Annotated in this window: 18 protein-coding genes and 1 pseudogene; 11 read left to right on the top strand and 8 right to left on the bottom strand. The window is 66.7% G+C overall.

All coding sequences use genetic code 11. The features are described from left to right. Positions 1-50: 50 nt before the first annotated feature. Both HBF26_RS15380 and HBF26_RS15385 read left to right on the top strand, forming a co-directional pair. Positions 51-2,540: a TonB-dependent receptor gene (locus HBF26_RS15380; protein ID WP_167128366.1), complete on the top strand. Its 2,490-nt coding sequence runs from the start codon at positions 51-53 to the stop codon at positions 2,538-2,540. Beyond that, positions 2,540-4,033, top strand: coding sequence for a CehA/McbA family metallohydrolase (locus tag HBF26_RS15385; protein ID WP_167128369.1), 1,494 nt, complete (start codon positions 2,540-2,542; stop codon positions 4,031-4,033). Before HBF26_RS15380 ends, HBF26_RS15385 begins: the two co-directional genes overlap by 1 nt. 59 nt (positions 4,034-4,092) lie before the next feature. Here the strand turns inward: HBF26_RS15385 and HBF26_RS15390 are convergent, their stop codons facing one another. The 4 genes and pseudogenes from HBF26_RS15390 to HBF26_RS15400 form a co-directional block, all read right to left on the bottom strand. After that, positions 4,093-4,632, bottom strand: coding sequence for a ComF family protein (locus HBF26_RS15390; RefSeq protein ID WP_338039688.1), 540 nt, complete (start codon positions 4,630-4,632; stop codon positions 4,093-4,095). Between the two features lie 36 nt (positions 4,633-4,668). Further along, positions 4,669-4,920: pseudogene (locus HBF26_RS19905) on the bottom strand (double zinc ribbon domain-containing protein); the annotation flags it as partial. A gap of 45 nt (positions 4,921-4,965) precedes the next feature. Continuing rightward, the gene (locus tag HBF26_RS15395; protein ID WP_167128372.1) at positions 4,966-6,465 is read right to left on the bottom strand and encodes a GGDEF domain-containing protein; all 1,500 of its coding nucleotides are present in this window, start codon (positions 6,463-6,465) and stop codon (positions 4,966-4,968) included. Positions 6,466-6,577: 112 nt separating this feature from the next. Next, on the bottom strand, positions 6,578-6,781 hold the full coding sequence (locus tag HBF26_RS15400) for a hypothetical protein (protein ID WP_167128375.1): 204 nt from the start codon (positions 6,779-6,781) through the stop codon (positions 6,578-6,580). 140 nt (positions 6,782-6,921) lie between these two features. Here HBF26_RS15400 and bioB point away from each other — a divergent pair, with 140 nt between their 5' ends. From bioB to bioC, 5 genes are read left to right on the top strand one after another with little or no spacing between them, the layout of a single operon-like run. Continuing rightward, positions 6,922-7,926 carry a biotin synthase BioB gene (bioB, locus tag HBF26_RS15405; protein WP_167128378.1) on the top strand — a complete coding sequence of 335 codons (1,005 nt, stop codon included), beginning with the start codon at positions 6,922-6,924 and terminating at the stop codon, positions 7,924-7,926. Then, positions 7,923-9,140: an aminotransferase class I/II-fold pyridoxal phosphate-dependent enzyme gene (locus tag HBF26_RS15410; RefSeq protein ID WP_167128381.1), complete on the top strand. Its 1,218-nt coding sequence runs from the start codon at positions 7,923-7,925 to the stop codon at positions 9,138-9,140. Before bioB ends, HBF26_RS15410 begins: the two co-directional genes overlap by 4 nt. A gap of 28 nt (positions 9,141-9,168) precedes the next feature. Further along, positions 9,169-9,906 carry a sulfurtransferase gene (locus tag HBF26_RS15415; RefSeq protein ID WP_167128384.1) on the top strand — a complete coding sequence of 246 codons (738 nt, stop codon included), beginning with the start codon at positions 9,169-9,171 and terminating at the stop codon, positions 9,904-9,906. Continuing rightward, positions 9,903-10,676: a pimeloyl-ACP methyl ester esterase BioH gene (bioH, locus tag HBF26_RS15420; protein ID WP_167128388.1), complete on the top strand. Its 774-nt coding sequence runs from the start codon at positions 9,903-9,905 to the stop codon at positions 10,674-10,676. Before HBF26_RS15415 ends, bioH begins: the two co-directional genes overlap by 4 nt. Then, entirely contained in the window at positions 10,673-11,560 is an 888-nt protein-coding gene (gene bioC, locus HBF26_RS15425) for a malonyl-ACP O-methyltransferase BioC (RefSeq protein WP_167128391.1), read from the top strand. Before bioH ends, bioC begins: the two co-directional genes overlap by 4 nt. A 6-nt stretch (positions 11,561-11,566) precedes the next feature. Here the strand turns inward: bioC and HBF26_RS15430 are convergent, their stop codons facing one another. From HBF26_RS15430 to HBF26_RS15445, 4 genes are all read right to left on the bottom strand, one after another. Next, positions 11,567-12,430 carry a DUF72 domain-containing protein gene (locus HBF26_RS15430; RefSeq protein WP_167128394.1) on the bottom strand — a complete coding sequence of 288 codons (864 nt, stop codon included), beginning with the start codon at positions 12,428-12,430 and terminating at the stop codon, positions 11,567-11,569. A gap of 46 nt (positions 12,431-12,476) precedes the next feature. Then, entirely contained in the window at positions 12,477-13,025 is a 549-nt protein-coding gene (locus tag HBF26_RS15435) for a DNA-3-methyladenine glycosylase I (protein WP_167128481.1), read from the bottom strand. A 152-nt stretch (positions 13,026-13,177) separates the two neighbouring features. After that, entirely contained in the window at positions 13,178-14,125 is a 948-nt protein-coding gene (locus tag HBF26_RS15440; protein WP_167128397.1) for a threonine ammonia-lyase, read from the bottom strand. Beyond that, positions 14,122-15,126 carry an aldose 1-epimerase gene (locus tag HBF26_RS15445; protein ID WP_167128400.1) on the bottom strand — a complete coding sequence of 335 codons (1,005 nt, stop codon included), beginning with the start codon at positions 15,124-15,126 and terminating at the stop codon, positions 14,122-14,124. The genes HBF26_RS15440 and HBF26_RS15445 overlap by 4 nt, the downstream gene beginning before the upstream one ends. A gap of 66 nt (positions 15,127-15,192) precedes the next feature. On the opposite strand from HBF26_RS15445, the gene pepN reads away from it, so the two are divergent. The 4 genes from pepN to HBF26_RS15465 all read left to right on the top strand — a co-directional run bounded on the left by pepN (position 15,193) and on the right by HBF26_RS15465 (position 23,499). Further along, positions 15,193-17,841: an aminopeptidase N gene (gene pepN, locus HBF26_RS15450; protein ID WP_167128403.1), complete on the top strand. Its 2,649-nt coding sequence runs from the start codon at positions 15,193-15,195 to the stop codon at positions 17,839-17,841. A gap of 437 nt (positions 17,842-18,278) precedes the next feature. Further along, on the top strand, positions 18,279-20,153 hold the full coding sequence (mnmG, locus tag HBF26_RS15455; RefSeq protein WP_167128406.1) for a tRNA uridine-5-carboxymethylaminomethyl(34) synthesis enzyme MnmG: 1,875 nt from the start codon (positions 18,279-18,281) through the stop codon (positions 20,151-20,153). Positions 20,154-20,312: 159 nt separating this feature from the next. Then, entirely contained in the window at positions 20,313-21,074 is a 762-nt protein-coding gene (locus HBF26_RS15460) for an RDD family protein (RefSeq protein WP_167128409.1), read from the top strand. Between the two features lie 88 nt (positions 21,075-21,162). Beyond that, the gene (locus HBF26_RS15465; RefSeq protein ID WP_167128412.1) at positions 21,163-23,499 is read left to right on the top strand and encodes a Tex family protein; all 2,337 of its coding nucleotides are present in this window, start codon (positions 21,163-21,165) and stop codon (positions 23,497-23,499) included. The last annotated feature ends 145 nt before the right edge of the window (positions 23,500-23,644 follow it).

Genomic DNA, 23,644 nt, shown 5'->3' on the forward strand with positions numbered 1-23,644 from the left:
GCGGTCCGAGGGGAGGGTTCGCGCAGCCCTATCCCCGGAAAACCATCGACATGCGTAAGACCCTGCTCAGCCGCGCCCTGCGCTCGGCGCTCCTCGGCGCGTTCCTCATTTCCGCCGCGGCCCATGCCCAGGACAGCAACCCCGAGAAGAAGACCACCGACCTCGACAATGTCGTCGTCACCGCGCGCTCGGGCGTGGAGACCCGCACCAAGGCAGAAACGAGTTACTCCATCACCACCATCGACGAGGACCGCCTGCGCATGCAGGCACCCACCAGCGTCACCGAGGCAGTGAAATCGGTGCCCGGTTTCTGGGTGGAGTCTTCCGGCGGCGAGGCGTCGGGCAACATCCGCGCGCGCGGCATTCCGGTGGACGGCTACGGCTCGGTCACGCTGCTCGAAGACGGCATCCCGGTTCAGCACGACCCGGCGCTCGGTTACCTCAACGCCGACCAGGCGTTCCGTCTCGACGAAACGATCGAGCGCGTCGAAGTCGTCCGCGGCGGCCCCTCGTCGGTCTTCTATTCCAACGCGCCCGCCGGCGCCATCAACTTCATTCCGCGCAAGGTCGGCGACACGCCCGAAGGCCTGGTGAAGTACACGGTCGGCAATTATTCGCTCAACCGGCTGGACTTCTGGTACGGCACGCCGGTCGGCGGCGGCTGGAAGCTCGGAGTGGGCGGCTTCTGGCGGGTGGACGACGGTGTGCGGCGCCCGCAGTACCACGCGGATGACGGCGGCCAGCTGCGTGCCACCCTGTCCAGGGAACTCGAGCACGGCGACATCAGCTTCGACGTGAAGCACATGGACGACAAGGTGGCGCTCTACCTCGGCATTCCGATGCGCACCAATGCCAATGGCGACATCCGTGCCGTACCCGGCTTCAACGGCAATTACGGAACGCTGGCCGGCCCGGAAACGAAACACCTCCTCATGCGCGAGGGCAACGGCGGCCTGTACGACTTCGACAATACCGAAGGCACGCACGTCAAGCGCACGCAACTATCGTTCAAGTTCGATCATGATCTCGGCGACGACTGGAAGCTGGCCGAATCCATGCGGTACAGCACCACCGACACACAGCGCAACGGCGTGTTCCCGAACGCATTGCAAAGCGCGAGTTCGTTCCTCGCCCAGGATGCCAAGCGTCTGTCGGCCATCCCGGGCGCCACGGCCCTCCAGTTCCGGTATGTGGACAACCCGTCGCAGGTATTCAACGTGGCCAACCAGAACGGCAACGGCCTGGTGGTGACCGAGGGACTGCGCGGCGTGACCTTGCCGGTGGACGAGTTCATCAACGACACACGCGTGCTGCGCAAGTTCGAGTTCGGCGAGCAGAGCCACGACGTCACTTTCGGCTACTACCACGCGAACTTCCAGCAGGATTTCGACCGCTACTCGTCCACCGTACTGACCGATGCCAGCGACAATGCCCGCCTGCTCGACCTCGTGGGCGTGGATGCCAATGGCAATGTCCTCGGTTCGCTGACCGATCACGGCTTCTACCGTTACGGCTACGAGTGGGAACATGCCAGCGGCAAGTCGAACACCAATGCCTTCTACGCATCCGACGAATGGCAGGTGACACCGGAACTGCGCATCGATGGCGGCCTCCGCTACGAGAAGGTGAACGTCAAGGGGTTCACCGAAGGCAAGCAGACGGTAAACCTCGGTGGCTCGCCCGCGGCGGCGACGGTGCTCACGGGCAACGGCGTCCTGACGCATTACGACCAGTCGTTCGACAAGACGGGCTGGACCCTCGGCGCGAACTGGCAGTTCTCGCCGCGCCAGGGAGTGTTCGCGCGCTGGACCTCGGCGTTCCGCCTGCCAAACCTCAGCACCTACATCACGAACCCGACGGCCACGCCGCTGCTGCAAACCATGGACCTGGCCGAGGCGGGCTGGAAGTACAGCGACCGTTTCATGGACCTGTACGCGACGGCCTTCTACACGAAGTACGACAACGTCAGCTTCACCAACAACGTGTTCGATCGGAACGGCAACACCTCCACGCCGCAGACCGGCTTCGCCACCACGAAGACCTACGGTTTGGAACTCGAAGGCACGCTCTATCCCAGCAAGTGGTTCGACGTGCAGTTCAACGCCACGCTGCAAGATCCGAAGTACAAAGGGCTGAGCTACACCGACGTGGTCGCGAATGCACCGGTGCTGCGCGACTACGACGACAACCAGCTGATCCGCGTGCCCAAGGTCAGCTACCGCATCGTGCCTGGTGTGAACCTGTTCGACGGCCGCCTGCGCGTGCAGGTGTCGTACGAGCATGAAGGCAAGCGTTATGTCGACACGGCCAACTCGGTGGTACTGCCGTCGTATCACGTGGTCGGCGCCAGCGCCCGTTACGACGCCACGCAACAGCTGTCGCTGTTCCTTTACGCCGACAACATCACGAACTCGCTCGGCCTCACGGAGGGGAATCCCCGTGCCGGCGAACTGGCAAGCTCGGATGCGGGGGCCAACACCTTCATCGCCCGGCCGCTGCTCGGCCGCTCGTTCCGTCTCGCAGCGATGTACCGTTTCTGATGCGCGCCCTACTCGGTTTCGTACTCGCGTGCCTGACCGCCGTGACGGCAGCGGCGGAGCGCGCCCCGGATCTGGTCCTCCGCGGCAAGCTCAGCGGTGCCGACCAGCATACGTATCGTGAGGTCCCGTTCGACGTGCCGGCGGGCACGTCGCGGATCACGGTGGATGTGGATTACACCGGGCGCGAAGACAAGACGGTGATGGATCTCGGCCTGCTCGGCCCCGGGCCGTTCGAGGCCCAGGACGGCTTCCGCGGTTGGAGTGGCGGCAGCAAGCACCGCTTCACCGTATCGGCCACGGATGCCACGGCGTCGTTCCTGCCCGGGGCCATCCAGCCCGGCCGGTGGCGTCTCCTCTTCGGTATACCGAACATCCGCGCCGCCTCGCATGCCACCTACACGGCGAAGGTGTGGTTTTCGCGGGACGACGAGGGCTTCGGGCCGGAACATGGACTGACTGCACCGTTGGCGACGGAAGATCGCTGGTATCGTGGCGACCTGCACATGCATTCGGCACACAGCGACGGCGGCTGCCTCAACCTGTCCAAGACCGCGAAGGTGCCCTGCCCGCTCTTCTTCACCGTGGCTTCGGCGGCAAAGCGTGGGCTGGACTTCATCGCCCTGTCCGATCACAACACCATGTCCCAGGTGTCGGAGCTGCGCGAGCTGCAACCGTACTTCGACACGATGCTGCTCATCCCCGCCCGCGAGATCACCACGTTCGAAGGCCACGCCAACCTGTTCGGCGTATCCCGCACCGTGGATTTCCGCGTGGGAAGCAAGGCGGTACCGGATTGGAACGCGTTGCTCGCCGACGTCGCCCGCGCGCACGGCGTCATCTCGATCAATCATCCCAATCGCCCGAACGACGAAACCTGTATGGGTTGCGGGTTCACGCCAAAGAGTCCGGTGGATATGCGGGGTTTCCAGGCGATCGAGGCGGTCAACGGCACCGACACGGAGCGTCCCGAAACCGGCATTCCGTTCTGGGAGAAACAGTTGAACGGCGGGCTGCGCATCACGGCCATCGGCGGCAGCGACAGCCACATCGGCACCGACGATCCGCGCGATGCCTTCGCCGGGACCATCGGCACGCCCACCACGGTGGTGCACGCGAATGCGCTGTCCATGGAGGGCATCCTTGACGGCATTCGTGCGGGGCATGTGTTCGTCGACGTGGAGGGCACGCGCGACCGCTCGCTCGATATCCTCGCGAGCGCGGGCGCGACCAGCGCCGGGATGGGCGATGCACTCCAGGTGGCAAACGGCGCCACGATGCATGTCGTGGTGCGGACCGCCGCGTTGGAGGGACAGCATGTCGTCGTCACTGTGGATGGCAAGCCACTGGCTTCCGCGGAGAAGCCCATTCCGGCCGACGGCGAGGTCTCTTTCGACTGGACCGGCGACGGCAGGCGGCATTGGTTGCGCGTCGACGTGCACTCCCCGAAGGGCAAGCTGTTGGTCCTGGGCAATCCTGTCTACGTGAATCACTGAGGCGCAAGTCACTGGGTTCCCGCCTTCGCGGGAACGACGATAGACAGGTCTGGCCGACCTCAGGCATGTCGCCCCTGCGAAGGCAGGGGCCCAGCGACTTTCGACGCGTTCCGTTGCCCCGGCAAGGGCGTTCGCGCCAGCGCCCACACGTCGACACGTGCGACCCCCGCGGCAAGAAGCACTCTCGCGCATTCCGCCAGTGTCGCGCCTGTTGTCATCACGTCGTCGACAATGGCCACGTGCTTCTGCGCGGGCATGCGTTTCACGGCAAAGGCCGCGTGCACGTTCGTTGCGCGTGCGGCGGCATCGAGTTCGGTCTGAGCCCCGGTCGGGCGCGCGCGGGTGAGCACGTCGTGCGCCAGCGGCAGTCCAAGGTGCCGTGCCAGCGGCCGTGTCAGTTCCAGCGCCTGGTTGTAACCACGCTTACGCAACCTTCCGGCATGCAGCGGCACCGGTACGAGCAAGTCGGGCATGACGGGCGGCACGCCTGAAGACAGCCAGCAGGTGGCCAGCACACGCCCCGCGGCGAGGCTTCCGGAAAACTTGAAGCGGCTCTCGAGAGCGTCCAGCGGCCACGCGTAGACAAAGGGGACCCACACATCGTGCCAAGGGGGCGGCTTCGTCTGGCATTGCCCGCATAGGGGCGTCATGGCCGGCAACGGAAGCGCACAGCGACTGCAACACGCGACGTTGGATACCAGGGAGCGATGGCAGCCGTCGCACAATTCCAGGCTGCCACTGCCGTGCCCTTCGCATACGATACAACGCGGCGGCAGGACGAAACGCCCTGCCGCCGCCAGCCATGCCCGGAGCGGCGACATTCGTAACGGTCGGCGAGCGTCACCTGCGGCAGGGAGGTTGCCGGCGCTGCGGCGTCCATCGCTCATGGAACATCCTCCTGCGGAAACACTACGGCACCGACCCCGGCACGCCTACGGCGACGAAACGACCGGACGCTCGACCGCCGCCGCGTAGCCGTTTCGGCCGTTAGCCTTCGCGCGATACAGCGCGTCGTCGGCGCGTCGCACCAGGCCTTCCGCGTCGATTTCACCGGAGGTAGCGATCCCAATGCTCACCGTCACGCGCCGATCGATTCCCAGGTCGAACGCCAGCGCGGCGTCGTACACCGATCGATTCATGCGGCGCGCCACGACCTGCGCCCCGTCTTCCGCCGTATTGGGCAGGAGCACCACGAATTCTTCGCCGCCGTAGCGCGCAATGAAGTCGGCGGGGCGACGAAGGGTACCCGCGAGAAGGCGGGCCACCGCTTTCAAAGCCGCGTCCCCGTCAAGATGGCCGCGACTGTCATTGAATATCTTGAACCGGTCGACGTCGATCATGAGCGCACTGACCGGCTTATGGTCTCGCATGGACTCGCGAAGCCGCTCCCTCAAGGTGTTCTCGAAAGCACGACGATTCGGAATGCCTGTCAATTCATCCAGAAGAGACACACGCTCCACGGCGGCAAGGGCTTCCGCGAGACGGTCGCGCGTAGCCGCGAACCAGAACTGGGTCTGCACCACGCGAATCACGTAAGTCAGCATGGCCAGTGCCAACACGAGTTGCCCGAGCACGCCCTGCGACCCGCGAACCCCAACACTCAGCGCAAATATCGCGGCAAGCAGTATGCCCGGAGCGAAGCTGGCTGCGAGACGTCGAGCCCAGATGCGATCGGCGAGTTCGAACGCACCTGGCTTTCGATAGCCGTGAAGAAGGCAGATCAGAAATATGAAGACCATGGTCGGCAGCGCATCGGCCATTGCTCCAACGATCGCCGACCCGGTCAGTTGCTCGATGTGATTGTGCAAGGCGGAAGCCAATGCGTAGGCCCCCAGGAAGATCGTCACGGTCCGGAAGGTCCGGTACTCACGTTCGTCCGTGGCCGCCAGCGAGCGAACCAGGAATGCCATGAGCAGGAGCGCATTTTCCGCATCGAAGGCGAGTGCGACCCACGGCTCGTATTGGCTCCTCAGGAACCCGTGGTCGTCCTGCAGGTCTCGCACGCCCAGATAGCAAAGGATCACAAGCAGGACGAGAAGCGCGCCGTCCACCAGGCGGCGCGACCTCGTCGTGGGTTCGTCGCGCGTCGCAACCGCGGCATAAAGCAGCGGCAGCCCATAGCTGACGAAATAGACATAGGTCGATATAAGGTTCTGTTCGGCATCGGAGTTGGCGATCGCGTTCCCCATACCGATCACCCATAGAAGGAGCCCCAGGGCGAGACAGAGAACGGTGCGTTGATCGAAGGCGGACGTGCGCGAATAAACGAGAGCCGTCGCACTCGCCATGAGCGCCGCCAAAAGCATGAGGTAATACGCCAATTCGGGCATTTGCCGCCCGAGGACCCAGGGCAGGCCGAACTGGACAATGGGAGGTACGAGCAGGAGCGCTCCGTAACCCACGTAGCCACGCGTTCCGAGACCGGATTCCATAGACGCCCCCGCCCCTTTCACCTGGGACATCCTGCCACGGCCGCCCGTGGCTGGACTGTCGACGTCGGCCCATATTGAACGGGGGGACGCGTCCATGCGCCAGGAGCGGGCCTCAGTCTCGCCGATACATGGCTGCGTCGACGATCGACCAGAGATGGATGATCCAGCCGAGCCAGATCACCCAGAGCACGGCGGCGAGCACGAACATGATCAGCGCCTTGAAGACACGGCCCTGCACCAACTGCCCGAGGCCGGGGATGAAGAAACTGCAGATGGCGGCAAGCACGTTGCCGGTGCTGCCTTGTCCTTCGCTCATGCGTGCACCTCCTGAGGGGATATCGCACCTCCATCCTACGGCACGCGATAGCCGCGCACTGTAAACCTGAAGACTACCGTTAAGGTTGACAGCGTGACGGCGGGTTTCCACACTCGCGGCTTCGCCCCCGGAAAACCGCCATGACCGCAGCCCTTCGCCACGACTGGTCCCGAGAGGAAGTCGAGCGCCTTTTCGCCTTACCCTTCAACGACCTGCTGTTCCAGGCCCAGACGATCCACCGGCAGTACCACGACCCCAACGCGGTGCAGGTCTCGACCCTGCTCTCGATCAAGACCGGAGGGTGTCCCGAGGATTGCGCCTACTGTCCGCAGGCGGCCCGCTACGCCACCGGGGTTAAGGCCGAGAAGCTGATGAGCGTGGAGGCCGTGCTCGCCAGGGCACAGGCCGCCAAGGATGCCGGGGCAAGCCGTTTCTGCATGGGTGCCGCATGGCGTTCGCCGAAGGACCGCGACGTGGCAAAGGTGGCCGAGATCGTCAGTGCGGTGAAGTCGCTGGGACTGCAGACGTGCGCCACACTGGGCATGCTCACCCAGCCGCAGGCCGACACGCTCAAGGCGGCCGGGCTGGATTTCTACAACCACAATCTGGACACGTCGCCCGACTTCTACGGCGAGATCATCCACACGCGCGAATACCAGGACCGTCTCGACACGCTGGAACACATACGCGAGGCCGGTCTGAAGACCTGCTGCGGCGGCATCGTCGGCATGGGCGAGTCGCGCGCCCAGCGCGCCGGGCTGCTCGCCACGCTGGCCAACCTGCCCGAACATCCGGAATCGGTACCCATCAATCGCCTGGTCCAGGTGGCGGGAACGCCGCTGGCCGGCACCGAAGCGCTCGATCCGTTCGAATTCGTGCGCAGCATCGCCGTCGCACGCATTCTGATGCCGGCATCCGTGGTGCGACTGTCCGCAGGGCGCGAGACGATGGACGATGCCTTGCAGGCGCTGTGCTTCGCCGCCGGTGCCAATTCGATCTTTTACGGCGAGAAACTGCTGACCACCGGCAACCCCGACGTGGAGCACGACCGCCGTCTCTTCGAGCGGCTCGGTCTGAAACCGATGGAAGTGGAGGTCGAGCCCGGCACGGTGCACGCCGATATCGTGGAGCCGGCCGAGGCGTGAACCGGCCGGATCTCCTCGCCCGCCTGGAAAGCGCACGCGCTGCGCGGGAACAGGCGGGACTGCTCCGGCGCGCACGCGTCTGCGACGCCCTGGGCGCACGGCGCATCGTGCGCGGCCGCGCACTGGTGGACTTCTGCGGCAACGACTACCTCGGCCTGGCCGGACACCGTGACCTTGTCGCGGCGCTTTCGCGCACGGCGGCCGCGGAAGGCGTGGGCACGGGTGCGGCGCACCTGGTATCGGGTCACCGCGACGAGCATGCGGCACTCGAGGAGGAGCTGGCCGAGTGGACGGGACGGGAGCGCGCGTTGCTGTTTTCCACCGGCGTCATGGCGAACCTGGGTGCGATGCAGGCGCTACTGGGCGCCGGCGCGATGCCGGTGCCCGGGCGCGCTTCGGCGTTGTGCGTGCAGGACCGGCTGAATCACGCGAGCCTGATCGACGGCGCGCAACTGGCCGGCGCGGAGCTGCGGCGTTACCCCCATGCCGACGCGGAAGGCGCGGCCCGGCAGCTCGACGCGCGAAGCGAACTTCCCGCCATGGTGGCCACCGACGGCGTGTTCAGCATGGACGGCGATGTCGCGCCGCTCCCGGCCCTGGCTGCGGTGTGCCGCGCGCGTGGCGCACTCCTTTACGTGGACGACGCGCACGGCCTGGGCGTACTGGGCGCACAGGGTGCGGGATCCGTGAGTGCCGCCGGGCTGGGCACCGCCGACGTGCCCGTCCTGATGGGTACCCTGGGCAAGGCGCTCGGCTGCGCGGGCGCATTCATCGCCGGCGACGCCGCCGTGATCGAGGGCATCGCCCAGTTCGCACGCACTTACGTGTACACCACGGCGATGCCCGCTGCGCTGGCGGCGGCCACCCGCGCCGCCCTGCGCCTGGTCCGCTTCGATCGCGAGGGGCGGCGGGAGAAACTGGCGGCAAACATCGCCCGCTTCCGTACCGGGGCGGCCCACCTGGGGCTGCCGCTCATGCCTTCCGCCACGCCGATCCAGCCGTTGCCCATGGGCACGGCCACCGCGGCCGTCGCCGCCGCTGCAGCGCTGGAAGACGCCGGGTTTCTGGTGGTGGCCATCCGTCCGCCCACGGTTCCCCAGGGTGGTGCCCGTCTGCGCATCACGCTCTCGGCGCAGCACACGCCGGACCGGATCGACGCCCTGCTGGACGCCCTGGCGCGCCTGCCCCGCCCCGCGGAAAGCGCGGTCGTATAATGGACGGTCGCACTACCCAGGCCGGCCCATGACGATCCTCAATATCTCCGCCTACAAGTTCGTCGGGCTCGACGACCTCGAAAGCCTGCGGGCACGGATCGTCGAGCGCTGCGAGGCGCTGGCCCTGAAGGGCACCGTGCTGCTGGCCCCGGAAGGCATCAACCTGTTCCTCGCGGCCCCGCGCGATGCGGTGGAGGCCTTCCTCGCCTGGCTGCGCGAAGATCCTCGTTTCGCCGACATCGCACCCAAGGAAAGCCTTTCGGACGAAGTCCCGTTCGCACGCATGCGCGTGCGCCTCAAGAAGGAAATCATCACGATGCGGGCGCCGGCCATTCGGCCCGCCGAAGGCCGTGCACCACATGTGCTGCCCACCGATCTGCGGCGCTGGCTCGACCAGGGCCACGACGACGCCGGCCGGCCCGTGGTGCTGCTCGACACGCGCAACGACTACGAAGTGGCCGCGGGCACGTTCGAGAACACGGTGGCCTACGGGTTGTCCAGCTTCACCGGCTTTCCCGCCGCCGTCGCCGCCGACCGCGAGCGCTTCGAAGGCAAGACAGTGGTCTCGTTCTGCACCGGGGGCATCCGTTGCGAGAAGGCGGCGATCCACATGCGTGAGATCGGCATCGACAACGTGTTCCAGCTCGAAGGCGGCATCCTCAAGTATTTCGAGGAAGTGGGCGGCGCGCACTGGCGCGGCGACTGCTTCGTGTTCGATGGGCGGGGCGCTCTCGACCCCAGCCTCGCGCCGAGCGACGTGGCATGAGCGGGCTGCACATCGAAACGCATGGCAGCGGTCCGCTGCCGCTGGTGATGATCCATGGCTGGGCCATGCACGGCGGCATCCTCGCACCTCTCGTCGATGCATTGGCGGACCGCTGCACGATGTACGTCGTGGATCTGCCCGGCCACGGTTATTCCTGCCACTCGTCGATTCCCCTCGAACCGCTGGCATGCGCACGCGCCATCGCCGACGCGACACCGCCGGCCGTATGGCTCGGCTGGTCGCTCGGTGGCCTGATCGCCATGACGGCCGCGCTCGACGTGCCGGACGCCGTGCACGCCATCGTGCCGGTCTGCGCGACGCCGCACTTCGTACGCGGCGACGGATGGCCGTACGGCAACGACGCCGCCATGGTGCGTCAGCTCGCCGCGGACCTGGAAGCGGACTACAAGGCGACCGTGGAGCGCTTCATCGCGCTCGAAGCCATGGGCAGCGCGGACCCTCGCGCCGAGGCCCGACGCCTGAAGGAAGAAGCCTTCGCGCGTGGCGAACCCGATCCCCGCGTACTTATGGAAGGCATTCGCCTCCTCGAAAGCGCCGACCTGCGTTCGCGCCTTCCCGACATCGATCAGCCCAGCCTCTGGGTGGCCGGCCGACGCGATCGCATCGTGCATCCGGAGGCGATGCGCTGGTCCGCCGAAGCCGCCGGCGGGCAGTTCGAGGAAATCGCGCACGCCGGGCACGCCCCCTTCATCGGACACGCCGCCGTCGTGGCGGACGTCCTGCACCGGTTCATCGACACACGATCATGAGCGACTTCCATTTCGACCGACGCCAGGTTCGCCGCAACTTCGGTCGCGCCGCCGGCACCTATGAAAAACACGACGCGCTCCAGCGCGAGGTGCAGTCGACGCTTGTCGAACGGCTCGACATCTACGAGCAGGAGCCGCAGGTCGTTCTCGATGTCGGCGCCGGCACGGGCCGCGGTAGCGCCGCGCTGAAGAAGCGCTACCCCAAGGCGCAGGTCATCGCCATGGATCTCGCCCTGCCGATGCTGCGGCAAGCGAAACATCACGCCGGCTGGTTGAAGCCCTTCGGACGCGTCGCCGCCGACGCCTACACGCTGCCGGTGCCCGATCACAGTGTGGATCTGCTCTTCTCGAACCTCTGTTTCCAGTGGTGCGAGGATCTGCCCCGCCTGTTCGCCGAATGCGCTCGCGTGCTGAAGCCCGGCGGCCTGCTCACGTTCTCCACATTCGGACCGGACACACTGAAAGAGCTGCGCGCCGCATGGGCCGAAGCGGATCAGCAGGCCCACGTGGCCCGTTTCCTCGACATGCACGACGTGGGCGACGCGATGCTGGCGCAGGGATTGAAAGATCCCGTGCTGTTCGCGGAACGCTACACCCTCACGTATCCGACGCCTCGCGCACTGCTCGACGAGTTGAAAGGACTGGGCGCGAATAACGCGGATGCCGATCGCCCGCGCGGGCTCACCGGCAAGACGCATTACCGTCGCATGATCGATGCGTACGAAGTCATGCGCAGCGACGGCGTCATTCCATCGACGTGGGAAGTCGTCACCGCCCACGCCTGGGGCCCGCCTGCCGGCCAGTCGCGCCGCGAAGGCAGTGGCGAGATCGCCAGCTTCCCGATCGAGAACCTGCGCGGCTCGCGGCGGAAGACGCCGTTCTAGTTCGAACTACAACAAGGCCGCCAGCGCGTGCGCATCGCGCGGCGCCTTCACTTTCATGTCGTTGTCGAAATAGACGTAGACGTCGCGCGACGCCCTTTTGGGCGGGGCGGACCGGGAGATGCGAGGATCCCTCGCGGGCTGCACGCCACGCTGCCAGGCGCGGATGCGCCGCACCCAATCGTGCAATACCTCGTCGCTGTAACCGCTGGCGTAGAGCTTCTTGTCGCCGTGCAGCCGCACGTAGACGAAGGGCGCGGTGACGTCGAAGTAACGGGGAAACTTGCCGGCCGTGTCAGCCACCACGAATGCCACGCCGTACTTGCGCAGCAGCGTGATGAAAGCCGGGTCCACGAAGCTTTCGTGGCGGATTTCCACCGCATGGCGGAGGCGGTGGCTGCGCTCCACATCGAGGTACGCCCTCCGTTTCAAGTGGGCGTCGTGCCCCCGCCCCATGGCGGCGGCCGCCGTCGTTGTACGCGGAAGCATGGCGAGGAACGCCTCGAACACCTGTGGGTCGAAACGAAAGTTCGGCGGGAATTGCCACAGCATGGGGCCGAGTTTCTCGCGAAGCGCCAGCACGCCCGAGGCGAAAAAGTTCGCCATCGGTTTATCGATGTCGCGTAGGCGCTTGGTGTGCGTGATGAAGCGCGGCCCTTTCACCGCGAAGACAAAGCCGCGCGGCGTGTCCTCGTACCATGAAAGATAGCTCTCCGGCCGCTGCAACGAGTAGAACGAGCCGTTGAGTTCGATTGTCGGGAACTCGCGCGAAGCGAAGGACAACTCGTCTTTCTGAACGAGGTCCTTGGGATAGAAGACGCCGCGCCAGGGGCTGTAGCGCCAGCCGGATATGCCGATCCGTGTCGTTGCCATGCGCCCATGGCAACGGGTCGGCGGTGCAGCCGCGGTGAACGTGGCGTCAGCGGCGACGAAAGCATTCGCACGCGTGGTCGTCGACCAGCCCGGCAGACTGCATCATGGCGTAGCAGATGGCCGTACCGGCGAAACGGAAGCCCCGTTCGCGCAGGACCGCGCTCATGCGATCGGACGCCGTGTCGAAGACAGGCATCGGGTCGCAGTCGCGACGGGCGTTGACCTTTGGCACGCCGTCGACAAACGACCACAGGAACGAGGAGAAGGAGCCCTCTTCCGCGACGATGCGAGCGACGAGCCGGGCATTGCTCCGTATGGCCTCGATCTTCAGACGGTTACGAATGACGGCGCGATCGGCCAGCACCGTCGCCATCTCTGCATCGCTCATGGCCGCGACGGCGGCGATGTCGAAGTTGTGGAACGCACGGCGAAACGCCTCGCGCTTGGTAAGGACGATGCGCCAGGCCAAACCGGCCTGCACGCCTCTCAATGCCAGCGTCTCGAAGAGGAGACGATCGTCGTGAACGGGCACACCCCACTCGGTGTCGTGATAGACGCGTTCTGCGTCGTTCTGCTCGGCCCATGCGCAGCGCATAGCCACCTCGCGAACTCCTGAAGGACGAGCGAGGTTACAGTCGGGTCTTTTCCGGCGGTGTCCGCTGGCGGCGTGGCCTCATGTGCGCCTGCGCGGGGCCGCTGCATCGTAGGCCGCTGTCATCTGGCTTGGGCAACGCCCACAGGTCCGCGTCACCAGGGCAAGGCGTCGAGGTCGACGTTGCCGCCCGTAAGGACGGCGCCGACACGGCGTCCGGCAAAGGCTTGCGGATAGCGCAGCGCGGCGGCCAGCACGGTGGCGCTCGACACTTCGACGACGATGCGCAATTCGCTCCACAACAACTTCATGGCTGCCACCGCTTCCGCGTCGCTTACCCGCAGCACCCGGACCCCATGCTCGCGCAGTGCGTGGAAGTTGGGCTCGCCTATCAGCGTGCGCAGGCCGTCGCACACCGTATCGGCAACGAACGGGCCGACACGCTCATCGGCCTCGAGCGAGCGGGCGGCGTCGTCCGCGCCTTCGGGTTCCGCGCCGAAGAGAACGATGCCGGGGTCGATCCCATGCGCGGCAATGGAGCACCCGGAAGCAAGACCGCCACCGCCGACGGGAAAGAGGACGGTGTCGAGACCGGGCACCTGACGGAAGAGTTCGGGAACCAGTGTGCCCTGCCCCGCCATGACGCGCGGGTCGGCGTAGGGATGCACCAGCGTCGCGCCGGTGCTTGCCTGGATCTCGGCCGCCGCCGCCTCGCGCGCCGCCGTGGTGGGTGCGCAGCGGTGCACGGTGGCACCGGCGGCGACGATCGCATCGACCTTTGCCTTTACGGCGCCGTCCGGCACGACCACGTGCGCGGGAATGCCGCGCGTACGCGCGGCCATCGCGAGCGCGTTGCCGTGGTTGCCGGACGAATGAGTGACGACGCCACCGGCGGCTTCGTCCTCGCCCAGCGACCACACCGCATTGGTGGCACCGCGGAACTTGAAGGCGCCGCCACGTTGCAGGTTCTCGCACTTGAACACAATCGGGGCACCGACGAGTTCGTCGATGCGGTCGCTGCGCAGCACGGGCGTTACCGTGGCATACGGTGCGATGCGTGCCGCGGCATCGCGGATATCGGCGAAGCTGGGCAACGGATTCAACGGTCGAACTCCACGCCACAGATGAAGCGGCGCTCCTCCCCGACGGGTAGCGTCACCAGGGGCGTGCAGTCGTCGCGATTGAAGGCATCCGCCATGCATTCCATCGGCTCGAGGGCCACCGACTTGCGCGCATCGCGCTCGGCCGTGTCCGAGGTGAACACGAGCATGACGCCCTTTTCCTGCCATACCGCAATGCCGGTGCCGCTTTTGGGGTCGCGCAGACGCGTGCGGGCGCGACCGTCCGGATCGAGCTGGAGGTCGGTGTACGTGTTGTTCAGGGCAAGGTCGCCGATCGGCCGCGGCTTGCGGAAATCGAGACTCGCGTCGGCCTTGTCCAGCGCCTTCCAGGCACGTGTGCCGGGCAACGGAATGAAGTCTTCGCCGGTGGCGATGACGGTGTCGGCCGGCACGTGCAGTTCCCATCCCTCGATGGGGTTATCGGAGAGCCGGAAGTACGGGTGCCAGCCGAAGAAGGCAGGTGCGGCGTGGTCGCCGACGTTTCGCGTCCTGGATTCCACCGTCAGGCCCTTGTCGTCGAGCGTGAATGTGACCGCCACGTCGAGCGAGAACGGGTAGCCGGGATTCGTCTCCGGACGGATCGCGCGGGTGAACAGCGTGACCGAGGCGTGGTCGTCGTCGGCATGTTCCCGCTGGATGTCGAACGTCACCGCGCGCACGAAACCGTGGCGGATCGCCCGGTCGGCACCGACGGCACCCGGCTGCAAATCGTAGGATTTTCCTTCAAACGTATAGCGCGCGTCGTTCACGCGATTGGCGAACGGCGCCATGATCGCGAAGCGCGATCCCTTGTGCCCGAGCAGCTCTTTCTCGTCGCGGAAACCGTCGGCGATGTCGCGACGCGCCTCCGCGGAACACGTGACGATGGAGAGCACGGTGGCGCCGCGGCGGGCGATGCGAACCTCGCGGTCCGCGTCCGCGTCGACGAGCACCACCAGTTCCTGGGCGCCCAGGGACGAACGCGTAACGGTGAAGCGAGACATGATGCCTTCCTTTTGACGGATTCGGACGCATGTTAGCCTGCCTGGGACCAAACGACGTGTGCAGCCATGAGCGACCGCTCCGACACCCCCACCTCCGTCATCCGCCTCTCCGAGTACCGCCCCCCGGCGTGGTCGGTGCAGCACGTCGACCTCGCGTTCGACCTGGGCATCGACCGTACCGAGGTCGCCGCCACACTGGCGATGGTGCGCCAGGCCGATGAGCCGGTCCGGCTGGACGGCGAAGGGCTCGAGCTGCTCGAACTCACGGTCGACGGGCGGCGTCTCGGTGAGGGCGAATACATCCTCGCCAACGGCGTTCTCGAAGTGGCGGTGGAAGGCGATCGCTGCACGATCGCCACGCGCGTCGCCATCCGCCCGGCGGAAAACACAGCGCTCGAGGGGCTCTACCTTTCCGGCAGCCGCGAGAATGGCTTCCTCTTGACGCAGTGCGAGGCGGAAGGCTTCCGCCACATCACCTTCTTCCCCGACCGTCCCGACGTCCTTTCGCGTTACACGGTGACGCTCCGCGCCGACAGGCAGCGCTTCCCCGTGTTGCTGGCGGGCGGGAATCCCGACGGCGCGGGCGAACTGGACGGCGGCCGCCATTGGGCACGTTTTGTCGACCCGCACCCGAAACCCAGCTACCTCTTCGCCGTGGTGGCCGGCCGGCTCGAACGGATCAGCCACGACTACACCACCGCGGACGGCCGGGCCGTGGCGCTGCATATCTGGGCCGAACCCGATGCCATAGGCCGCTGCGGCTACGCGATGGACTCGCTGATCCGTTCGATGCAATGGGACGAACGCGTCTACGGAAGAAATTACGATCTGGACGTCTTCCATGTCGTCGCCACGCACGACTTCAACATGGGCGCGATGGAGAACAAGGGGCTCAACATCTTCAACGCGAAATACCTGCTGGCCGACCCCGATTCGAGCACCGACGACGAATATCGGCACGTGGAAGCCGTGGTGGCACACGAGTATTTCCACAACTGGAGCGGCAATCGCGTCACCTGCAGGGACTGGTTCCAGCTCAGCCTCAAGGAAGGGCTCACCGTCTTCCGCGAACAGAGTTTCTCCGCGGACATGAATTCGGTGCCGCTGAAGCGCATCGAAGACGTCGCCCTGCTCCGCCGCGCGCAGTTTCCGGAAGACGCCGGCCCGCTGTCGCATCCGGTACGGCCGTCGCAGTACAGCGAGATCAACAACTTCTACACCGCCACGGTCTACGAAAAAGGCTCCGAGCTCGTGCGCATGCTGGCCGGCCACCTCGGGCCGGACGGCTTCCGCAAGGGCATGGACCTTTACTTCGACCGGCACGACGGGCAAGCCGCGACGATCGAGGATTTTCTTGCCGCGCTCGGCGAAGCGAATGGCATCGACCTGTCGCCCTACCTCGCCTGGTACGGACAGGCAGGCACGCCGCGCCTCACGGCGGAGGGTCGCTTCGATCCGGCACAGCGCCGCTATCGGCTCACCTTGCGCCAGCGCACGCCGGCCACAGCCGGTCAGCCCGCCAAGCAGCCGCTACCCATTCCGGTCCGGCTGTCGTTGTTCGACCGCGAGGGCCATGCGCTGCCCCTGCGCCTGGAAGGCGAAGGCACGCATGGCGGCACGGAACGTACGGTGGTCCTCGATACGGCGGAACACAGCTTCGTGTTCGAGGACGTGAGCGCCGCGCCGGTGCCCTCGCTGCTGCGCGGCTTCTCGGCGCCGGTCATTCTGGAAAGCGACTATCAGCCGGACGAACTGGCGATCCTGCTTCGCCACGATGCGGACGGCTTCAATCGCTGGGAAGCCGGCCAGCAGCTTGCGGGACTCGCCTACGACGACTGCCGGGACGGAAACACCGGTGGCTCCGCCCTGGCGGCGTGGACCGGAGCCCTGGCGGATATCTTCGCCGAGGGCCGGCTGGACGATGCGTTGCTTGCCGAACTGCTTACGCCGCCCGGCGAGATCGAACTCGTCGAGCGCCAGCCGGAACGCGATCCGGAGCGTATTCGCGAGGCGCGCCAGGCCATGCTCCGCGATCTGGCCGGGCGGATCGGGGTGGCAGCGCTGCGTGGACGCTACGAGTCGCTTCGCGCCGCGTCCAGCGCGACGCTCGATGCCGCGAGCCAGGCGCGCCGACAGCTGAAGCGCCGCGTGCTCGACCTGCTCGCCCTGGTCGACCCCGAGGGCACGAGGGAGCGGGCTCTCGCCCAGTACGAAGACGCACCGGCAATGACCGACCGCCTGGCGGCCCTCACCACCCTCGCCACCTATGCTCCCACCGCCGCCGAGGCGCCGATCGCCCATTTCCGCCAGCGCTACGACGGCAATGCGTTGGCCCTGGACAAGTGGTTCGCCATGCAGGCGCTGCTGCCCGGTGCCGACGCGCTGGCGCGCGTGCAGGCGCTGGAAAACGATCCGGCGTTCACGCTCAAGAACCCGAACCGCGTGCAGTCGCTGCTGGGCAGCTTCGCGCGGGCGAACCCCACCGGGTTCCATCGCGCGGACGGCGCGTCGTATCGCTGGCTGGCCGACCGGCTGGTGGCCATCGACGCGCTCAATCCGCAGGTCGCGGCACGGGTAGCCACCGCGTTCAACGGGTGGAAGCGACTCGAGCCCGTGCGGCGGGAAGCGGCCCATGCCTCGGTCGCCGCGCTGGCCGCGCGGACGGATCTCTCGCGCGACCTCACCGATATCCTCGCCAGGGTGGCCTTGGGCTGACCCAGTTTCAGAAAAAACTGACGTACTGCGTCACCAATTGCCGAAATACAGCACGTCCTTGACGCAAAAGTCACACATGGTTCATTCGGACAGTGTAGTGTTGGCCCCAACAGAGAAAGCCGCGGTCGAGGCCGCGGCTCTTTGTGCCAGTCATTCGGTTTCTGGCGCCCGGCAGCACGGTCATCCTGGATTCCCCCTGTTCCTGAGACCGCCGGGCGCCAGATCTCATTCCCCGAACCGAACGGGGCGTCCTTGCCCGCATTCCGCTTCCTTCTTCCGGCACTCGGCCAAACCCCTGTGTTCGGCCTCGGCGCGCGGCTGATCGCGCAGCGTCTGCCCGGAAGAAGTGCCCGCATGGGCAAGCACGAGCCATGCCACCGGCGGGTCGCGTAAGGGCGTAAAATCGCCCATCCGGCATCCGAAGCCCATTCAAGCCCATGTTGCACAACGAATCCTACGACGTGATCGTGGTCGGCGGCGGTCACGCCGGCACGGAGGCCGCCCTGGCCTCGGCCCGGGCCGGCGCGCGCACGCTCCTGCTCAGCCACAACATCGAAACCATCGGCCAGATGAGCTGCAATCCGGCCATCGGCGGCATCGGCAAGGGGCATCTGGTCAAGGAAATCGATGCTCTCGGCGGCGCCATGGGCGTGGCCGCGGACCGCGCGGGCATCCAATGGCGCACGCTCAATGCCTCCAAAGGGCCGGCCGTCCGCGCCACCCGTTGCCAGGCCGACCGCGCGCTGTACAAGGCCGCCATCCGATCGATGGTGGAAACCCAGCCGAACCTCGTGCTTTTCCAGCAGGCCGTGGACGACCTCATCCTCGTCGACGGCCGCGTGGCGGGCGTGCGCACCCAGATGGGTCTGGACTTCCATGCGCCGGCGGTGGTGCTCACGGCGGGCACCTTCCTCGCCGGCAAGATCCATATCGGCCCCGCGCAATACGCGGGCGGCCGCGCCGGCGACCCGCCCGCCTCCACCCTCGCCGCCAGGCTCCGCGAGTTGCCCGTGGCCGCCGACCGCCTGAAGACCGGCACGCCACCACGCATCGACAGCCGCAGCATCGACTTCTCCGTGCTGGACGAGCAGCCCGGCGACGATCCGATGCCGCACTTCTCGTTCATGGGGTCGGCCGCGGACCATCCGCGCCAGGTGAGCTGCTGGATCACCCATACCACCGAGGCGACGCACGAACTCATTCGCGGCTCGCTCGACCGGTCGCCGCTCTACAGCGGCCAGATCGAAGGTGTGGGTCCGCGCTATTGCCCCTCGATCGAAGACAAGGTCGTTCGTTTCGCCGACAAGACCTCGCACCAGATCTTCGTGGAGCCCGAAGGCCTCGACACCTTCGAGATCTACCCCAACGGCATTTCCACATCCCTTCCGTTCGACGTGCAATACGCGCTGGTCCGTTCCATTCCCGGTTTCGAACAGGCGCACATCACTCGCCCCGGCTACGCCATCGAGTACGACTACTTCGACCCGCGCGGCTTGCAGCCCTGGCTGGAAACCAAGGCCATTCCCGGCCTTTACTTCGCGGGGCAGATCAACGGCACCACCGGATACGAGGAAGCCGGCGCGCAAGGCCTTATCGCCGGCATGAATGCAGCGCTGGGCGTGCGGGGCGACGCACCCTGGTACCCGGGGCGCGACGAGGCCTACATCGGCGTGCTCATCGACGACCTCACCACGAACGGCACGATCGAGCCCTACCGCATGTTCACCTCGCGCGCCGAATACCGGCTGCACCTGCGCGAGGACAACGCCGATCTGCGACTGACGCCGCAGGGCTACGCCCGCGGCGTGGTCTCCGAGGCACGCTTCCGCCGGCTCGAGGCCAAGCGGGAAGCCGCCGAACGCGAGAGCGCGCGCCTCAAGGGCCTTTGGGCGGCTCCCACGAATGCGCTGGGTGCCACCATCGAGCGTTCGCTCGGCATCGCCGTGAGCCGGGAGACACACGCGCTCGACCTGCTGCGCCGCCCGGGCATGGATTACACGACGCTCACCACCGTCCCGGAACTGGGGCCCCCGGTCGACGACGCCGAGGTGGCCACGCAGGTCGAGGTCCAGGCCAAATATGCCGGCTACCTCGAGCGCCAGCGGGAGGAAATCGACCGCCAGCGCCGTCATGAGGCCACCGCCATTCCCGAAGGCTTCGATTACGACCGCGTACGCGGCCTGTCGGCGGAAGTGCTGCTCAAGCTGAAGCGGTCGCAGCCCGCCACCATCGGCCAGGCCTCGCGCATCAGCGGCGTGACCCCGGCCGCCATCTCGCTGCTGCTGGTGCACCTGAAGCGCCGCGCCGCGTAGGAGCGCGCCCTGCGCGCGACAGCTCTTCGCACCGGTCCCCAACCTCGCGCGCCAGCTTCAGGGAACGGCCCCAAAACATGTCGCGCGCAAGGCGCGCTCCTACACGCCCTTCAGGCCCATCTGGCATCATTTGGGCATTGAGCGAACGGAAGGAACACCATGCAGGTCTGGATCGGACGGAACGGCGAACGCTTCGGCCCCTACGAAGAGAGCGAAGTCCGGCAGTGGCTGCGCGACGGCACCTGCCGTCCGGAGGAACTGGGCTGGTACGAAGGCATGACCGACTGGCGTCCGCTTGGTGACCTGTTCCCGGACGAGCGCCCGGCGCCGGGCGCCGTGCCGCCCACGCCGCCGCCTGCGCCGCCCTTCATGGGGGTCACCGAATCGGCGGAACCGGAATACGCCGGGTTCTGGCTGCGCTTCGGCGCCTGGGTCATCGACTACCTGATCCTGATGGTGCCATTCACGGCGATCAGCCTTGCCATGGGGCTGGGCGCGGCGATGACCACCCTCCTCAGCCGCATCGAAAACGACCAGACGGCGGCAATCAGCGCTTACGCCACAGCCGTGCAACCGATCACCTATGTGCTGCTGGTCATCGGCTTCGCCTACTACGTGTTTTTCGAAAGCTCGAAGTGGCAAGCCACGCCCGGCAAGCTGGCGGTGGGCATCCGCGTAACCGATGTCGAAGGCCGTCGCCTCACCGTGGCGCGTGCCGCGGGACGTAACGCCGTGCGTCTCGTCAACGCGTTCACCGTGCTCATTCCCATGGTGTTCTACATCACTGCCGCGTTCACCCAGCGCAAGCAGGGCGTGCATGACCTGCTGGCCAGCACCTACGTGCTGACGGGGCGTGCGGACAGCACGGTGGCCGTACCGGCGGCGGCCGACACCCGTCCTGGCGGCCGCTTCGACGCCTGAGCCTCCGCAGGGAGGCTCTTCCGTCGCCTTGCTATCATCGGCGGCCCGGCCCCATAGGCCGGTCGGCAGAGCAAGCGACAGGAAACCCATGCAGAGCATCGAACAACGTATTGCCCAGGACATCGCCGCCAAGCCCGAACAGGTGCGCGCGGCGGTGGAGCTCCTCGACGGCGGCGCCACCGTGCCGTTCATCGCGCGCTATCGCAAGGAAGTCACCGGGGGCCTCGACGACACCCAACTGCGCCTGCTCGAAGAGCGCCTGCGCTACCTGCGCGAACTCGAAGACCGCCGCGCCGCGATCCTGGACAGCATCGCCGAACAGGGCAAGATGACCGACGCCCTCCGCGCCGACATCCTCGCCGCGGACACCAAGGCGCGGCTCGAAGACCTCTACCTGCCTTACAAGCCCAAGCGCCGCACGAAAGCGCAGATCGCGCGCGAAGCCGGCCTGGAACCCCTCGCGCTGACCCTGCGCGACGACCCCACCCAGGATCCGGAAACCGTCGCCGCCGGTTACGTGGACGCCGAGAAGGGCGTCGCCGATACGAAGGCAGCGCTCGACGGCGCCCGCGCCATCCTCATGGAAACGATTTCCGAAGACGCCGCGCTCGTGGGCGAACTGCGCGACTGGCTTTGGGAAAAGGGTCAGATTCGCGCCACCGTCGTCGCCGGAAAGGAAAACGAGGGCGCGAAGTTCCGCGACTACTTCGACCACATGGAGCCGGTGGCGAAGATTCCGTCGCATCGCCTGCTGGCGCTGATGCGCGCCCGCAACGAAGGCATCCTCGAGATCGACCTGAACCCCGGCGCCGATGCCGAGCAGGGCCATGCCGAGGGCGAAGGCCGCGTGGCCGCGCGTGCCGGTATCGTCGACCGTGGCCGCCCTGCCGACGCGTGGCTGCGCGAGACCGTTCGCCTCACCTGGCGGGTGAAGCTGCACCTGCACCTCACACTGGATCTCTTCGGCCGCGTGCGCGAAGGTGCCGAGGACGAAGCCATCCGCGTGTTCGGCGAGAACCTCAAGGACCTGCTCCTCGCCGCTCCGGCCGGTGCGAAAACCGTCATGGGCCTCGATCCCGGCATTCGCACCGGCTGCAAGATCGCCATCGTGGATGCCACGGGCAAGCTCCTCGCCCACGACACCATTTACCCGCACGAACCGCGCAACCAGTGGGACCAGTCCATCGCTCGCATCGCGCAGCTGTCGAAACAGCACGGGGTGAACCTCGTCGCCATCGGCAACGGCACGGCCTCGCGGGAAACGGACAAGCTGGTGGGCGAAGTCATTCGCAAGCACCCAGACCTGGGGCTCTCCAAGGTCGTGGTGAGCGAAGCGGGCGCCTCCGTCTACTCGGCCTCTGAACTCGCCGCCAGGGAATTTCCCGATCTCGACGTGTCGATCCGCGGCGCCGTGTCGATCGCGCGGCGCCTGCAGGACCCGCTGGCCGAGCTGGTGAAGATCGAACCGAAGGCCATCGGCGTCGGCCAGTACCAGCACGACGTAAACCAGGTGAAGCTGGCACGCGCGCTGGATGCCCGCGTCGAGGACTGCGTGAACGCCGTGGGTGTCGACGTGAACACCGCGTCCGCCCCGCTGCTCGCGCGTGTGGCCGGGCTCTCGTCGAGCGTGGCGGAGAACGTGGTGAAGCACCGCGACGCGAACGGCCCGTTCCCCAGCCGCAAGGATCTGCTCAAGGTTCCCCGGCTCGGCGACAAGGCCTTCGAACAATGCGCGGGATTCCTGCGTATTACCGGTGGCAGCAATCCGCTGGATGCGAGCAGCGTGCATCCCGAGGCTTACCCGGTCGTGGAGCGCATCCTCAAGCAGTGCGGCCGCGAAGTGAAGCAGGTGATCGGCGATACCTCGTTCCTGCGGGGACTGAAAGCCGAGGCATTCACCGACGAGACCTTCGGCCTGCCGACCGTGCGCGACATTCTCAAGGAACTGGAAAAGCCCGGCCGCGATCCGCGCCCGGAATTCGTCGCGCCCAGCTTCGCCGAAGGCGTGGAAGACCTGAAGGATCTCAAGGTGGGCATGGTGCTGGAAGGACGCGTGACCAACGTGGCCGCCTTTGGCGCCTTCGTGGACATCGGCGTGCACCAGGACGGCCTCGTTCACGTCTCGGCACTGTCGCACACCTTCGTGAAGGACCCGCGCGACGCGGTGAAAGCCGGCGACATCGTCAAGGTGAAGGTCATGGAGGTCGACCTGCCACGCAAGCGCATCGCCCTCAGCATGCGCCTGGACGACGTGCCGGGCGAGGCGCGCGGCGGCCGTCCCGGCGCCCAGCGCGATGACGCTTCCGCAGGCGGCAACCGCCGCGGCGGGCCCCAGGGCGGGCGTGGGCAGCAGGCGCCGAAGTCCGCGCCGGCTCCGGCCAACAGCGCGTTTGCCGACGCGCTGTCGCGCGCGATGAAGAAATAACTCAACCAACTCTCGTGACAGCGCGGACGGATCCCCCTTTGTAAGGAAGGGGGATCCGCCGACATCTTTCTCCCTTTTGGCCCGCTACCGCAGCGCAGCATGCGCCGGCGTATGGCTTCGATTACCGTAACGTTTCTCTAACGCC

Source organism: Luteibacter jiangsuensis (assembly GCF_011742555.1).
In the GTDB taxonomy this organism is placed as follows: Bacteria; Pseudomonadota; Gammaproteobacteria; order Xanthomonadales; family Rhodanobacteraceae; genus Luteibacter; species Luteibacter jiangsuensis.

Excerpts from the sequence above, each read along its gene's own strand:
- HBF26_RS15465 (WP_167128412.1), top strand. The coding sequence starts at position 21,163 with ATGCAGAGCATCGAACAACGTATTGCCCAGGACATCGCCGCCAAGCCC.
- pepN (WP_167128403.1), top strand. The coding sequence starts at position 15,193 with ATGAGCGACCGCTCCGACACCCCCACCTCCGTCATCCGCCTCTCCGAG.
- HBF26_RS15385 (WP_167128369.1), top strand. The coding sequence starts at position 2,540 with ATGCGCGCCCTACTCGGTTTCGTACTCGCGTGCCTGACCGCCGTGACG.
- HBF26_RS15400 (WP_167128375.1), bottom strand. The coding sequence starts at position 6,781 with ATGAGCGAAGGACAAGGCAGCACCGGCAACGTGCTTGCCGCCATCTGC.
- mnmG (WP_167128406.1), top strand. The coding sequence starts at position 18,279 with ATGTTGCACAACGAATCCTACGACGTGATCGTGGTCGGCGGCGGTCAC.
- HBF26_RS15380 (WP_167128366.1), top strand. The coding sequence starts at position 51 with ATGCGTAAGACCCTGCTCAGCCGCGCCCTGCGCTCGGCGCTCCTCGGC.
- bioH (WP_167128388.1), top strand. The coding sequence starts at position 9,903 with ATGAGCGGGCTGCACATCGAAACGCATGGCAGCGGTCCGCTGCCGCTG.
- HBF26_RS15415 (WP_167128384.1), top strand. The coding sequence starts at position 9,169 with ATGACGATCCTCAATATCTCCGCCTACAAGTTCGTCGGGCTCGACGAC.
- HBF26_RS15460 (WP_167128409.1), top strand. The coding sequence starts at position 20,313 with ATGCAGGTCTGGATCGGACGGAACGGCGAACGCTTCGGCCCCTACGAA.
- HBF26_RS15430 (WP_167128394.1), bottom strand. The coding sequence starts at position 12,430 with ATGGCAACGACACGGATCGGCATATCCGGCTGGCGCTACAGCCCCTGG.
- bioC (WP_167128391.1), top strand. The coding sequence starts at position 10,673 with ATGAGCGACTTCCATTTCGACCGACGCCAGGTTCGCCGCAACTTCGGT.
- HBF26_RS15445 (WP_167128400.1), bottom strand. The coding sequence starts at position 15,126 with ATGTCTCGCTTCACCGTTACGCGTTCGTCCCTGGGCGCCCAGGAACTG.
- HBF26_RS15395 (WP_167128372.1), bottom strand. The coding sequence starts at position 6,465 with ATGGAATCCGGTCTCGGAACGCGTGGCTACGTGGGTTACGGAGCGCTC.
- HBF26_RS15435 (WP_167128481.1), bottom strand. The coding sequence starts at position 13,025 with ATGCGCTGCGCATGGGCCGAGCAGAACGACGCAGAACGCGTCTATCAC.
- bioB (WP_167128378.1), top strand. The coding sequence starts at position 6,922 with ATGACCGCAGCCCTTCGCCACGACTGGTCCCGAGAGGAAGTCGAGCGC.